This is a genomic window from Pseudomonas sp. Mb7, assembly GCF_054790525.1.
In genome coordinates, this window is the sequence record NZ_CP186501.1 from 586,644 (window position 1) to 599,379 (window position 12,736).

Sequence of the window (12,736 nt, forward strand, 5' to 3'; positions counted from 1 at the left end):
GCCACAACACTGCGGGGGCTTTTTGTCATCTTGGCTTCAGATCACTCTGTCGGCTGATCCTTGCTCTGACGCTTCTCGATGAGGTCCACCAGACGCTTGGCCAGCGCCGGGTAGTTTTCGTCGAAGTGGTGGCCGCCAGGCAGCTTCACCGCTTCGCCCACCGCGGTCTTGTCGGTGCAGCCGCTTTCGTCGGTTTCCTCGGCGCCGTAGATGCACACCACTTTGGCGGCTGGCAGCTTGGCCATTTCCGGGCCGGTGGCGGCTTCTTTGCCGGCGTTGCCGAGCCAGCCTTCGACTTCGATTTCGAAGCTGCCGGTGCGGGCGAAGGCCAGCAGGATGATTGCGTCTACGCGTTGCTGCTCGGTGTCCGGCAGGCGGTTGTAGATCGCTGGCAGTACGTCAGCGCCGAACGAGTAACCGGTGAGGATGAAGCGTTTGGTGCCCCATTTCTGCCGGTAGTGCTGCATCAGTTCGGTCAGGTCCAGCGCGCTTTGCTCCGGGCTCTTGTGCTGCCAGTAGTAGCGCAGGGTGTCGATGCCGACGACCGGGTAGCCGATCTTGGCCATTTCACCGGCCACGTCGCGGTCGAGGTCGCGCCAGCCGCCGTCACCGGAGAGGAACAGGGTCACGGTGTCTTTGGCCTGGCCGGCCGGCACTTCCACCACCGGGATCGCCAGACCGCCGTTGGCCTTGTCGCCGCCGACGAGGATCTTGCGCAGTTCGTTGTTCAGCACTTGCGGCAGGTTGATGTCGTAGTCGCTGATGCTGGTTTCGGCGTTCGGTTGATCGCGCACGAAACCTGCGCTGGCGTCGTCCGGGTTGTCGTTCCACGCCACCAGCCAGTGGCCGTGGGCGGCGGATTTTGGCAACAGGTGAGTGCAGCCGGGTTTTTCCAGCGCCAGGTCCACGGAAATCGCTTGGGCCTTGTCGTCCTTTTGCTCGGACAACCAACGCCAGGCCAGTACCGCGCCGGGGCCGATACCGCTGACCAGCGTAGCCGGGCCGTTCAGTTCGCGCAGACCGGTTTGCAGGGCGCGGCTTTGCAGCAGGCAGTCCTTGGGCAGAATCACCTGAACGATTTGCGCCGAGGCGCTGCGGCTCAGGGTGGTCAGTTGTTTTTCAGAGAGTTTCTGGTCGTCGTTGACCGCGACCAGCACCTGCGCCTTGGGTTTGGTGCCGGGGATGACGCGGGTCAAAACGGTGCCGTCTGCCGCCGTAACAGGTTCGAGCGTCGGTTCTGGTGCCGGACGTTTGAGGTACCAGAAACCGCCGCCGGCAATCACGGCCAGCACGATCAGTGCGGCCAGGATGTACTTCAGGGAGCGTTGAATCATCAGCGTTTCACCAATCCAGTCAAGCCGCCCGCGATCAGGGCAGCAGTGTCGGCCAGCGCCACCAGCGGATCGAGTCCGGCGGGCACGGCCATATAACGGGGTTCCCAGTCAGGCTGGAACTTGTCTTTGAAGCGGCGCAAGCCTTGGAAGTTGTACAGCTGCTCACCACGGCGGAAAACCATCGAGCCCAGTCGCTGGGTCAGCGGTGCACCACGCCGGGGTTGCAACCCCGACAACGGCACCATGCCCAGGCTGAAGCGCGCGTATCCGTGACTCTTATAGTGTTGAATCAGGCCGACCATCATGAATTCCATGGTCAGCTTGGGGGCGTCCGGGTGCGCGCGCATCAGGTCGAGACTGGCCAGGTCATGGCTGTAAGTCTCGAGCAGGTTGGCGAATGCCACCGGGCGACCTTCGAAGCGAATCACCGCGATGCGGAAATGCTTCAGGTAATCGTCGCTGAATCGGCCGAGGGAGAAGCCTTTCTCACGCACGTTCTTGCCGGTCAGCCATGCATCGGAAATCACTTTCAGCTCATCCATCGGCGCTTGGCCCGGTTCGTGGATTTCCAGCGACAAGCCGTCGCGGGTGCCACGGTTCCAGGTGTAACGCAGGTCCTTCATCTCTTTGCCCTTGGCTTCCAGGTCAAAGCGAAGCAGATCGACCCGGGCTTCTTCGCCGAGTTTGATCGCGGTCAGGCCGATGTCCATGTAGTACGGCAGGTTCTCCGCGCGCACCTGGTAGAACACCGGGCGAGCGTGGTGAATGTCACAAAGGTCGCGGAACTGCCAGATCATTTCGGCGCGCTGCTGGCCGGGGCCGATCGGGTCGTACAGCGCCACCAGGCTGCGGCCACGGCGTGCGTACATCAGGAACGCTTCGTCATTCTGGTGAAACAGCAGCGCCTTGTCACCGGTCAGCGCGAGGCCACCGTCGGGTTGCGACGATGCCATCAGAATCTTCGCCGCGCGATCAAGTTCGTCAGGTGTCGGCAGGTGAATGACCGGGCGCGCGGTGCGCAGCAGCCAGGTCAGCGCGATCACCAGCAACAGCACGGCAGCGCCAAGCAGCGAACGCAGGCCACGCGGGGCGTCAGCGTCGAGGGTGAACTGCCACCACAGTTGATGGCTGTACGGCACGTCCTGATAGGCGAACAGCAGCAGCCACGTCGAAGCGCCCAGCACACAGAGGCTGGCCACCAGATACAGGGGGGAGAAGGGCAGTTCGGTCAGGCGGCTCGGGCGATAGAACGAGCGACGGAACACACCGAGCAAGGCTGCGGTGAGGGTCATCAGCGTCGCTTCTTCCCAGTCGAAGCCTTTAAGCAGCGAGAGCAGGGCGCCGACCAGCAGCAGAATGGTGGTCAGCATCCACGCCGCCGACAGGCGCCGGCGCAGGCCCTGGGCCAGCATCAGGCAGAGCACGCCGATCAGGCTGGCGCCGAAGTGCGAGGCGTCGACCAGACGATGCGGGATCAGAAAGCCGATGTGTTCCAGACGTGTATCGATCTCGGGCGTCGCACCAGAAAACAGCAGCACCACGCCGGACAGGAACACCAACACCGCCAGAATCGGCGCGGCCAGACCAGACGCGGCGCGCATGGTCTGGGTTTGAAACAGGCGCTGACCTTCGTTGATCAGCAGGAATACGCAGGCCACCAGCAGCGGCAACACCACGTAGATCAGGCGATACAGCAGCAGCGCCGCGGCCAGTGGTGCGGCACCTAGCGTGTCGGCGAAAGCGGCCAGCAGAATCGCTTCGAACACACCGACGCCGCCGGGTACATGACTGAGTACACCGGCAGCCAATGCCAACAGGTACACCAGCAGGAATGCGCCGAACGGCGGCGCCTCCGGCAGCAATAGATAGAGAACGGTCGCGGCAGCGGCAACGTCGAGGGCGGTAATGATCAGTTGCAGGAACGTCAGGCGACGCCCCGGCAAGCGCAACGTGCGGCGGCCAACCCTGACCAGCAGGTTGTCGCGCAACGGTTGTTCCGGCAGGCGCCGACGGTAGATGCCAACAGCCAGTACTGCGCCAAGCGCCAGCACGACAGTGGCGACTGTGCCGAGCAGACCTTCGGACAAACCCAGGGCTTGAGAGGCAGCAGGCAGGTCGCTCAGCGTTGCCAATGCAGCCAGTGGCGGCAGGGCGCAACCCAGCGACAGGCTGGCGAACAAGGTCATGTGCGCGACTTCCGACGCCCCCAGACCCAATCGTGCATATAAACGGTAGCGCACCGAACCGCCGGACAGCAGCGACAGACCGATCGCATTGCCAATCGCAAACGCGGTGAAGCCGCCCAGCGCCAATGTGCGCGGCGGCAAGGTCACGCCGGCATAGCGACTGGCCGACCATTCGTAGCCAAGCAGAATAATGAAGCCGACCACGGTCGCGCCGAAGGCGCCGAGCAGGGCGGGTTTCGGCACGTCAAGAATCGAGTCGTGCAACGCATCGAGATCGAGTTCGGCGAGCAGATGACGACAGGCAATCAGCGCAATGGCGAACAACAGCAAGGTGACCCCCAGCCCGATGGGCTGACGGTATTTGCTCAACCGATCCAGCAAGCGCAGGCGCTCGGGTTTGATCGGGTGTTCCGCTGTGACGGTGTCTTGTGGATCAGACGAGTTGGCGCGCATCAATCACCTCTTGGATTGTGCGCGACAGGATGGAGGTATCCAGCCAAGTTACCAATCCCTGTAGAAAAAAATAATCACAAAATACTACGCCTCTCACCGGGCATCGGCGAGGGCAGTTCCTGGATTGCAGAGGCCTTGCCTGCGACTCAAGCATAGTCGCAAGTGAGTACTTCTGAAGATCCCAAGCGGTTCACTGCACAGTGACAGATCATTGTTGCGAAAGGACTTTTTCAACAGATACAAAAAAGGCCACTCTTTCGAGTAGCCTTTTTTGATGTTTGGTTGCGGGAGCCGGATTTGAACCGACGACCTTCGGGTTATGAGCCCGACGAGCTACCAGACTGCTCCATCCCGCGTCTGTGTGGCGGCATTCTACAGGCGAACGGCGAGGTGTCAACCGCTAATCCCATAAAGGGTCAAATAAGTGTGCATTCGCGTCAAACGGTCGCAGCTGATGCGTTAAGTTTCGGAAATGCAAAGAATTCCTGTTTGGCGATCGCTTCTTTATAAGAAGAGGAAATCGACAAAACAGACGCGCACAAAAAAGGCCACTCTTTCGAGTAGCCTTTTTTGATGTTTGGTTGCGGGAGCCGGATTTGAACCGACGACCTTCGGGTTATGAGCCCGACGAGCTACCAGACTGCTCCATCCCGCGTCTGTGTGTCGGCATTCTACAGAGGAACGCAGGGGTGTCAACCCGCAATCTGGATAAATCTGTTGAGGTTCAATCGGTTAGCGCATTTTTACGGGTGTTTGTCACGCTACAGGTCAGGCGGGGCAAGGCTTTCAGCTCTATTGGCGGCCGCTCGTCGATTGAGAAAATAAATTCAAAGGACATTTCCTACCGCCTGGAAAGAACATTCATACCACTGGTGCTATATACAGGTGTCAGTGAGATACTGCCGATCCGGTTCGCCACGTTTCCTTTTCTGACATGACTCAGCGAAAAATCATCCACATTGACTGCGACTGTTTCTACGCCGCCATCGAGATGCGCGATGACCCGCGTCTGGCCGGCAAGCCGTTGGCGGTGGGTGGTTCGGCGGACCGGCGCGGGGTGATCGCCACCTGCAATTACGAAGCGCGGGCCTATGGCGTGCGTTCGGCGATGGCTTCGGGACATGCTTTGAAGCTGTGCCCGGACCTGACCATCGTCAAGCCGCGCATGGACGCCTATCGCGAAGCGTCGAAAGAAATACACACGATCTTCAGCGACTACACCGACCTGATTGAACCGCTGTCGCTGGATGAGGCTTATCTGGATGTTTCCGATAGCGCGCATTTCGGCGGCAGTGCCACACGCATTGCCCAAGACATTCGCCGGCGGGTCTCCAATCAATTGCACATCACCGTGTCTGCGGGCGTGGCGCCGAACAAGTTTCTGGCAAAAATCGCCAGTGACTGGAAAAAGCCCAACGGCTTGTTCGTTATTACGCCGGATCAGGTGGAGGAGTTTGTCAGCGGTTTGCCGGTGAGCAAGTTGCACGGCGTCGGCAAGGTCACCGCCGACAAGCTCGGCAAGCTGGGGATCGTCGACTGCCAGCACTTGCGCGAGTGGGACAAGTTGGCGCTGGTGCGCGAGTTCGGCAGTTTTGGCGAGCGACTGTGGAGTCTGGCCCGTGGGATCGATGACCGGCTGGTGCACAACGACAGTCGGCGTCAGTCGATCAGTGTGGAAAATACCTACGACGTTGATCTGCCGGATCTGCGCAGTTGCCTGGATAAATTGCCCGAACTGCTCGAAACCCTGAAAACCCGTATGGCGCGGATCGACAGCAGTTATCGGCCGGGCAAGCCGTTCGTCAAAGTGAAGTTTCATGACTTTACCCAGACGACACTCGAGCAGGCCGGGGCGGGGCGGGATCTGGGCAGTTATCAGTTGATGCTGACGCAGGCGTTCAATCGCGGCGGGAAACCGGTGCGGTTGTTGGGGGTTGGGGTGAGGCTGGAGGATTTGCGCGGCGGGTTTGAGCAGATGGAGTTGTTTGAGCGGTAGATTTGCGGTGTTTGTCAGGGCCTCTTCGCGAGCAGGCTCGCTCCCACATTGATTCTGTGTCGTACACAAATCCAATGTGGGAGCGAGCAGGCTCGCGAAGCTTTTAGCTTTTAGTTTGGCCCTGGATCCGCCACCAGACGCCCGGCATCCTTGGTCAGCGACTTGAGAAACTCGGTCTGCAGCTCAGGATCGTTACGCGTCAGTTCGATGAGGCTTTGTTCCAGCTCGCTGGCTTCTTCTTCCAGACCCAGTTCCGACAGACGTTTGACCCGGTGTACCCACTGGCTCACTTCGTCGTCTTCCAGGTCGTCGTAAATCAGCCCGTGCGCTTCCAGCAACTTGCCACGCAGATGACTGCTGATCACCAGCGATGAGTCAGAGTGCACGTCATCCTTGGCGTCTTCGACGCTGATCTGCAGTTTGCCGACATGATTAAGGTCATTTTCGGCAAACGGACTGTCGAGCAGGTTCAGGCGCAGTACACCGTTACGATCAGTGGTCATGTCGAAGGTCTGTTTGCCAGCCTTGACCTGCACCGGACGTTCGCTCCACGGCAGGCTCGAATACTCCGTACGCTTGTCGCGCTGGACTTCATCGATGCCGGCCAGGTTCTGTTGCGCACGACCGTTGGACTGCGCGTTCATGAATGGGTTGAGCCCGGCAAAACCATAGCTCAGCCAGTCCCTGGTGACGCTGTCCGGCAAGTTGCCGAGGGCGAACACATTGACCACGTTGGCGCCGATGCCGCCCACCACGGCTACCGCGCCCAGCGGAATCTCATAGATCTCCCGCCAAGGCTGGTAAGGCGTGTAGCGATCGTAGCGACGCGTCACTTCGAACTCGGTGACTTCGAAGGTCTTCTGCTCGTTGATCTTTACGCGTCGCTGCGGCAGCTCAAGCTCCTTAGGCTCACCGACATCGATCTGCAGGCTGTGGTCGAGCAACTTTCGCTCGACCCGCTCTTCGTGCTCGCTGCGTTGTGACATGTGATTGGCACAGCCGCTGACCAGCAGGGCACCGCACAGGGCGGTGCCACCTAGGCCTAAGGTGTTTCGCTTGAACATGACGTCTCTATCTGGTTTCAGCGGCGGATACGGGCCTGAAGGAAGGACACCACATCGGCGACCGGCAGCGCTTGCGCTTCCGGCTCGGTACGGCTCTTGTATTCCAGGTTGCCTTCGGCAAGACCGCGGTCGCTGACCACGATCCGGTGTGGAATGCCGATCAGCTCCATGTCCGCGAACTTGATGCCCGGGCTGGTTTTCTTGTCGCGATCGTCCAGCAGCACTTCGAAACCGGCGGCTGTCAGTTCGGCGTACAGCTTGTCGGTGGCTTCGCGCACCTGCTCGGTTTCATAGCGCAGCGGTACCAGAGCGATCTGGAACGGCGCCAGGGTGTCGCTCCAGATGATGCCGTTGGCGTCGTTGTTTTGCTCAATGGCCGCAGCCACCACGCGAGACACGCCGATGCCGTAGCAACCCATTTCCAGGGTGACTGGCTTGCCGTTCTCGCCCAGCACTTCACACTTCATCGCTTTGCTGTACTTGTTGCCAAGCTGGAAGATGTGCCCGACTTCGATACCGCGCTTGATTTCCAGCGTGCCCTTGCCGTCCGGGCTTGGGTCACCAGCGACCACGTTACGCAGGTCAGCCACGGTCGGAACTGGCAGGTCACGCTCCCAGTTCACGCCGAAGTAGTGTTTGTCGTCGATGTTCGCGCCGATACCGAAGTCGCTCATCAGCTCGACCGAACGGTCGATGATGATTGGCAGCGGCAGGTTCAGCGGGCCGAGCGAACCGGCGCCGGCGCCGATGGCGTCACGCAGTTCGGCATCGGTGGCCATGACCAGCGGGCTGGCTACGCCAGGTTGCTGGGCAGCCTTGATTTCGTTGAGCTCGTGGTCGCCACGGATGACCAGTGCGATCAGCTTGCCTTCTTCTTCGGCGCGCACGATCAGGGTCTTGATGGTCTTTTCAATCGGCAGGTTGAATTTTTCCACCAGCGCCGCGATGGTTTTGGTGTCTGGCGTATCGACCAGACGCAGCTCTTCGGTCGGAGCAGGGCGCGAAGTTTCGCGTGGCACGGCTTCGGCTTTTTCGATGTTCGCCGCGTAGTCGGAGCCGTTGCTGAAGACGATGTCGTCTTCGCCGGATTCGGCCAGTACGTGGAATTCGTGCGAACCGGCACCACCGATCGAACCGTTGTCGGCTTCAACCGGACGGAATTTCAGGCCCAAGCGGGTAAACACGTTGCAGTACGCTTGGTGCATGCGGTCATAGGTGACCTGCAGCGATGCCTGATCAGCGTGGAACGAGTAAGCATCTTTCATGATGAATTCACGGCCACGCATCAAACCGAAGCGTGGGCGGATTTCGTCACGGAATTTGGTCTGGATCTGGTACAGGTTGATCGGCAGCTGTTTGTAGCTGCTCAACTCGTTGCGCATCAGATCGGTGATCACTTCTTCGTGGGTCGGGCCCGCGCAGAAGTCGCGACCGTGGCGGTCTTTGATGCGCAGCAGCTCAGGGCCGTACTCTTCCCAGCGCCCCGATTCCTGCCACAGCTCGGCCGGTTGGGTGCTCGGCATCAACACTTCCAGAGAACCGGCAGCGTTCATCTCTTCGCGAACGATGGCTTCAACCTTGCGCATGACTCGCAGGCCCATGGGCAGCCAGGTGTACAGGCCCGAGGCGAGTTTGCGGATCATGCCGGCGCGCAGCATCAGCTGGTGGCTGATCACGACCGCGTCGGAAGGCGTTTCTTTCTGTGTGGCGAGCAAAAATTGACTGGTGCGCATGGTTGGCCGTTGTCGGTTGCTATGACTGGAAATGACTCCGCAGTGTACCGGCGAGATTTGCCGACGTACAGGCGTGAGGTCAGTGGGGAGCACGACGGCGAGATTCCTCCCGCCGTTGCCGAAACGTCTTACGATTCTTCTGCGACCGGCGTCGGCACAGGCTCGGGCGTTGGCGTCGGGCCTTCGCGGCGGCTTTCCTGGAACCAGTGCAACGCGATCAGAATCAGCGTCGGCACGCCGAGCAGAGCGGTGATCAGGAAGAAGCTGTGATAGCCGAACTTTTCCACCAAGACACCGGAATACCCGCCCATCAGGCGCGGCAACAGCAGCATGATCGAGCTGAGCAGCGCGTATTGCGTGGCCGAGAACTTCAGGTTGGTCAGGCTCGACAGGTAGGCAACGAACGCCGACGTCGCCAGGCCGGAGCTGAAGTTATCGAGGGAAATGGTCACCATCAGCATCTGCAGGTTCGGACCCATGTCAGCGAGCATGACGAACAGCAGGTTGGTGGCTGCCGAGGCCGCGCCGCCGATGAACAGGATCGGCAGAATGCCGAAGCGCACGATCAGCAGGCCGCCCATACCGGCGCCGACCAGCGTCATGATCAGGCCGAAGATCTTGCTGACACTGGCAATCTGATCCTTGGTAAAACCCTGATCGATGTAGAACACGTTGGCCATGACGCCCATCACCGTGTCCGACATTCGATAGGTGGCGATCAGGCCGAGCAACAGCAGTGCCTGCCAGCGATAGCGCAGAATGAAGTCGTTGACCGGCGTCAGCACCGGGGCGAGGCCGCGACGGCCCATGGTCGACAGGCACAGACCGGTCAGCAGCGTATACAGAATGGCACGCAGGAACGCGCGGTCTTCGAGCAGCAGGTCGAGCGGGCTCATGCCGCCGAACAGTACGCTGGCGAAATCAGTGTTGTAGAGCTGGGTGAACATCGCCGGTACCGAGACCAGCAACACGATGAGCACAAATACCGACATCAGTTGATGCATGAAGGTGTAGCGCCCGGCCTGCAACTGAGTGCGTAGCGGCACCGGCGGCTCGCGCATGAACAGCGTGGTCAGCAGCGCGGGAATCATCAGTGCACCGAACAGCGCGTAGGTGCCGGCCCAGGCCGAATGCTGATAGTTGAAGCCAGTGGAGCCGAAGCCCTCAGCGAAGAACAGCGCGCCAGCAGTGGCCAGCAGCGCAGCCACGCGATACCCGGACATATAGCTGGCAGCGAGGGCGGCCTGGCGGTTGTCTTCGGCGATTTCCAGGCGATAGGCGTCGACCGCGATGTCTTGGGTGGCGGAGGCGAAGGCGACAACAACAGCAATGGCGATCAACCAGGACAGGTGCTTTTGCGGGTCGCAGAAACCCATGCCGATCAAGCCGAGGATGACCAGGGCTTGTGAGAGCACCAGCCACGAACGGCGACGGCCAAGTTTGCCCAGCAACGGCAGGCGCCATTGGTCGAGTAAAGGTGACCAGACCCATTTGAACGCATAGGCCAGGCCGATCAGGCTGGCGTAGCCGATGGTTTCACGGGCGACACCGGCTTCACGCAGCCAGACGGATAGCGTAGAGAACACCAGCATGTACGGCAGGCCGGCGGCGAAACCGAGCAACAACAGCACGAGCGTCGAAGGACTGGCATAAGCGGCTAGCGCGGCGCGCCAGGTTTTACGGGGCATGGGCTGAAGTCTGCCTCAAGATTGCGGAAACAAAGCGCGCACTCTAACCGCTGTGCTCTACCGGACGCCAGCCATGGCGCTGAATATCCACACGATTGTTCAGGACGGTGATGCCTTCCATGCGCAATCGGGCCCGTTGTTCATCGCCGGACGGGCTGCCCACCGGCAGGCTGATCCGACCGCCGGCGCCCAGCACGCGGTGCCAGGGCAGCTTTGTATCGCCGGGTAACTGACTCAAGGTGCGGCCGACCCAGCGGGCGGCGCGCCCCAATCCGGCCAGTTCAGCTAACTGACCATAGCTGACGACTTTGCCTTCGGGCACTTGGGCGAGCGTCGAGTAGAGCGCCGTGCGTCGGATTTGCGCATCGTTTTCAACGCTGTCGAGCGGGTCTTTCACGTGCGCGGTTCCTGAGCATGAACAGTTTGATGGCTTTCAGAGTAATCGGTGATCGCGCAATTGAGAAATGAACTCATCGGAAATAGTCCGGTCAGTCCTTGTCAGGGTCTTATTCCTACGGATAATGCCGACCTTTTTTCGCAAACTTGAGCCTTCGATTTGCTTATGTTGTCCAGATCTCTGCTGTGCCTTGCTGTTTTCAGTGCGTCCACGCCCCTGCTTGCCGACACCGTCTGGTTGAAGAACGGTGACAAGTTGAGCGGCACCATCACCGTGTTCGATGGCGGCAAGCTGTTGATCCAGACCAAATACGCCGGTGCGGTCACCATTGACTGGAAAGAGGTCAAGACGCTGGACAGTGATCAGCACTTGCTGGTCAAGCAGGATGCCTACAGCGGTGAAGTGTCCAAGTCGCTGACGGCTGCCGAAGATGGCAAGGTCACCCTGGCGAATGGTGAGGCGCCGAAAACCGTTGAGCTGGCGAGCATTCAGCAGATTCTCAAGCCGAAACCGGTGGTCGAAGATCTGGTGTGGAAGGGCAATGTCGACCTGGCGCTGGATTATCAACGCGCCGAGAAAGACACCGATGACTACGATGTCGGCTTCAAGACCACGGCGCGTCATGGTCGCTGGCGTCATACCGCCGAAGGTGAGTACAACCGCGAAGTGCAAGACGACGAGACCACTACCAATAACTGGCGCGCCGAGTACGCACTCGACCGCTTCCTGACCGATAAATGGTTTTGGCAGGGCCGTCTGAACTACAAGCGTGATCACATCGAAGAGCTGGCACGCCAGCGTGTGGTCGGTACCGGTCCCGGCTATCAGTTCTGGGATGACGAGTTGGGCGCGTTCTCGCTGGGCTCGCTGCTTAACCGCACCGACTACGAGTATCGCGATGGCAGCAAGGACAACTTCTATTCTGTCGCGATGAAGTGGGATTACAACCGTTACCTGATCGGCAAGAAAGTCGAGTTCTTCACCAACGGTGAAGTGGGCAAGCCGCTGTCCGGTGTCGCCGATTACGCGCTGGATGCTGAATTGGGGCTGCGCTACAAGGTCACCGACTGGGCATCGCTCAACCTCAAGGCTGAACGCGACATCATCAGCGGCACCAACGATGCCGATCTGAACAAGACCCGTTATACCGCCGGGTTTGGCGTGGCCTGGTAAGGCACCCACAAAAAATCGCAGCCTTCGGCAGCTCCTACAGAGAATTGATGTACATCCTGTAGGAGCTGCCGAAGGCTGCGATCTTTTTTTTCGCCCGGAAAAGAGGCGCCCACAAAAAAGCCCCGCTTTTAAGGGCGGGGCTCTTTTCTAAAGAAGCTACAAGTTAGATAACTTGTACTTCTTCAGCTTGCATGCCTTTCTGACCGCGGGTAGCGATGAAAGAAACCTGTTGGCCTTCTTTCAGGCTTTTGAAGCCGTCGGATTGGATAGCTTTGAAGTGAACGAACAGGTCGTCACCGGATTGTGGAGTGATGAAGCCGAAGCCTTTTTCATCGTTGAACCACTTAACGGTACCGGTTTGGCGATTAGACATGGTGTAACTCCTTGAACAAAGATAACTGCGACTCAGGAAGAACCCTGGCCGAGACTGAGTGCAAAGAGCAGGAAAAATTCTTGTAGATGGTTGGATCGAAATTCAACATATCGTGTAGAGATTCTCAGTGACACAAGCAACACAGTGACGCCACCTTAACCCAGTTTCCGAGAAGTGCCAATGCTTCTTGCGAAGGTTTCTCTGTTTTCGGGATCGGCGGTGTGACGGTTCGTCGCCAAAGCCCGTATTTCATGGGTGTTCGGCGAGAATTGCACCGCGCACTTTGAACCGGGCGGCGCGCCCGGTAAGATGCCGGACAGAATTTTTCCACCTCGCTAT

Annotated in this window: 10 protein-coding genes and 2 tRNA genes; 3 read left to right on the forward strand and 9 right to left on the reverse strand. The window is 59.5% G+C overall.

Annotated features, from left to right (window positions below; translation table 11 throughout):
- Positions 1-41: 41 nt before the first annotated feature.
- The 4 genes from ACOYXH_RS02665 to ACOYXH_RS02680 form a co-directional block, all read right to left on the reverse strand.
- Positions 42-1,334, reverse strand: a complete 1,293-nt coding sequence (locus tag ACOYXH_RS02665) for a virulence factor family protein (RefSeq protein WP_460410241.1) — start codon at positions 1,332-1,334, stop codon at positions 42-44.
- Positions 1,334-3,973, reverse strand: a complete 2,640-nt coding sequence (mprF, locus tag ACOYXH_RS02670) for a bifunctional lysylphosphatidylglycerol flippase/synthetase MprF (RefSeq protein WP_095049105.1) — start codon at positions 3,971-3,973, stop codon at positions 1,334-1,336. Before mprF ends, ACOYXH_RS02665 begins: the two co-directional genes overlap by 1 nt.
- A 279-nt stretch (positions 3,974-4,252) precedes the next feature.
- A tRNA-Met gene (locus ACOYXH_RS02675) sits at positions 4,253-4,329 on the reverse strand.
- A gap of 222 nt (positions 4,330-4,551) precedes the next feature.
- Positions 4,552-4,628, reverse strand: a tRNA-Met gene (locus tag ACOYXH_RS02680).
- Positions 4,629-4,662: 34 nt separating this feature from the next.
- Between ACOYXH_RS02680 and ACOYXH_RS02685 the strand changes: the two genes are divergently transcribed.
- Positions 4,663-4,911, forward strand: a complete 249-nt coding sequence (locus tag ACOYXH_RS02685; protein WP_220558228.1) for a hypothetical protein — start codon at positions 4,663-4,665, stop codon at positions 4,909-4,911.
- The gene (gene dinB / locus ACOYXH_RS02690; protein WP_095049107.1) at positions 4,908-5,969 is read left to right on the forward strand and encodes a DNA polymerase IV; all 1,062 of its coding nucleotides are present in this window, start codon (positions 4,908-4,910) and stop codon (positions 5,967-5,969) included. Before ACOYXH_RS02685 ends, dinB begins: the two co-directional genes overlap by 4 nt.
- Positions 5,970-6,079: 110 nt before the next feature.
- Here dinB and ACOYXH_RS02695 read toward each other — a convergent pair whose 3' ends face one another.
- From ACOYXH_RS02695 to ACOYXH_RS02710, 4 genes are all read right to left on the reverse strand, one after another.
- On the reverse strand, positions 6,080-7,033 hold the full coding sequence (locus tag ACOYXH_RS02695) for a hypothetical protein (protein WP_460410242.1): 954 nt from the start codon (positions 7,031-7,033) through the stop codon (positions 6,080-6,082).
- A 17-nt stretch (positions 7,034-7,050) separates the two neighbouring features.
- Positions 7,051-8,766, reverse strand: coding sequence for a proline--tRNA ligase (locus ACOYXH_RS02700; protein WP_093436373.1), 1,716 nt, complete (start codon positions 8,764-8,766; stop codon positions 7,051-7,053).
- A 128-nt stretch (positions 8,767-8,894) separates the two neighbouring features.
- Positions 8,895-10,454: an AmpG family muropeptide MFS transporter gene (locus ACOYXH_RS02705; RefSeq protein ID WP_095126539.1), complete on the reverse strand. Its 1,560-nt coding sequence runs from the start codon at positions 10,452-10,454 to the stop codon at positions 8,895-8,897.
- A 43-nt stretch (positions 10,455-10,497) separates the two neighbouring features.
- Positions 10,498-10,851: an MGMT family protein gene (locus ACOYXH_RS02710; protein WP_016985281.1), complete on the reverse strand. Its 354-nt coding sequence runs from the start codon at positions 10,849-10,851 to the stop codon at positions 10,498-10,500.
- A 165-nt stretch (positions 10,852-11,016) separates the two neighbouring features.
- Between ACOYXH_RS02710 and ACOYXH_RS02715 the strand changes: the two genes are divergently transcribed.
- Positions 11,017-12,024, forward strand: coding sequence for a DUF481 domain-containing protein (locus tag ACOYXH_RS02715; RefSeq protein ID WP_095049110.1), 1,008 nt, complete (start codon positions 11,017-11,019; stop codon positions 12,022-12,024).
- 163 nt (positions 12,025-12,187) lie between these two features.
- Here the strand turns inward: ACOYXH_RS02715 and ACOYXH_RS02720 are convergent, their stop codons facing one another.
- Positions 12,188-12,397, reverse strand: coding sequence for a cold-shock protein (locus ACOYXH_RS02720; protein WP_002554837.1), 210 nt, complete (start codon positions 12,395-12,397; stop codon positions 12,188-12,190).
- Positions 12,398-12,736: the final 339 nt, after the last annotated feature.

Bases quoted from the DNA above. Each gene is read 5' to 3' on its own strand.
- ACOYXH_RS02665 (WP_460410241.1), bottom strand. From the start codon at position 1,334: ATGATTCAACGCTCCCTGAAGTACATCCTGGCCGCACTGATCGTGCTG.
- mprF (WP_095049105.1), bottom strand. From the start codon at position 3,973: ATGCGCGCCAACTCGTCTGATCCACAAGACACCGTCACAGCGGAACAC.
- dinB (WP_095049107.1), top strand. From the start codon at position 4,908: ATGACTCAGCGAAAAATCATCCACATTGACTGCGACTGTTTCTACGCC.
- ACOYXH_RS02695 (WP_460410242.1), bottom strand. From the start codon at position 7,033: ATGTTCAAGCGAAACACCTTAGGCCTAGGTGGCACCGCCCTGTGCGGT.
- ACOYXH_RS02700 (WP_093436373.1), bottom strand. From the start codon at position 8,766: ATGCGCACCAGTCAATTTTTGCTCGCCACACAGAAAGAAACGCCTTCC.
- ACOYXH_RS02705 (WP_095126539.1), bottom strand. From the start codon at position 10,454: ATGCCCCGTAAAACCTGGCGCGCCGCGCTAGCCGCTTATGCCAGTCCT.
- ACOYXH_RS02715 (WP_095049110.1), top strand. From the start codon at position 11,017: ATGTTGTCCAGATCTCTGCTGTGCCTTGCTGTTTTCAGTGCGTCCACG.
- ACOYXH_RS02720 (WP_002554837.1), bottom strand. From the start codon at position 12,397: ATGTCTAATCGCCAAACCGGTACCGTTAAGTGGTTCAACGATGAAAAA.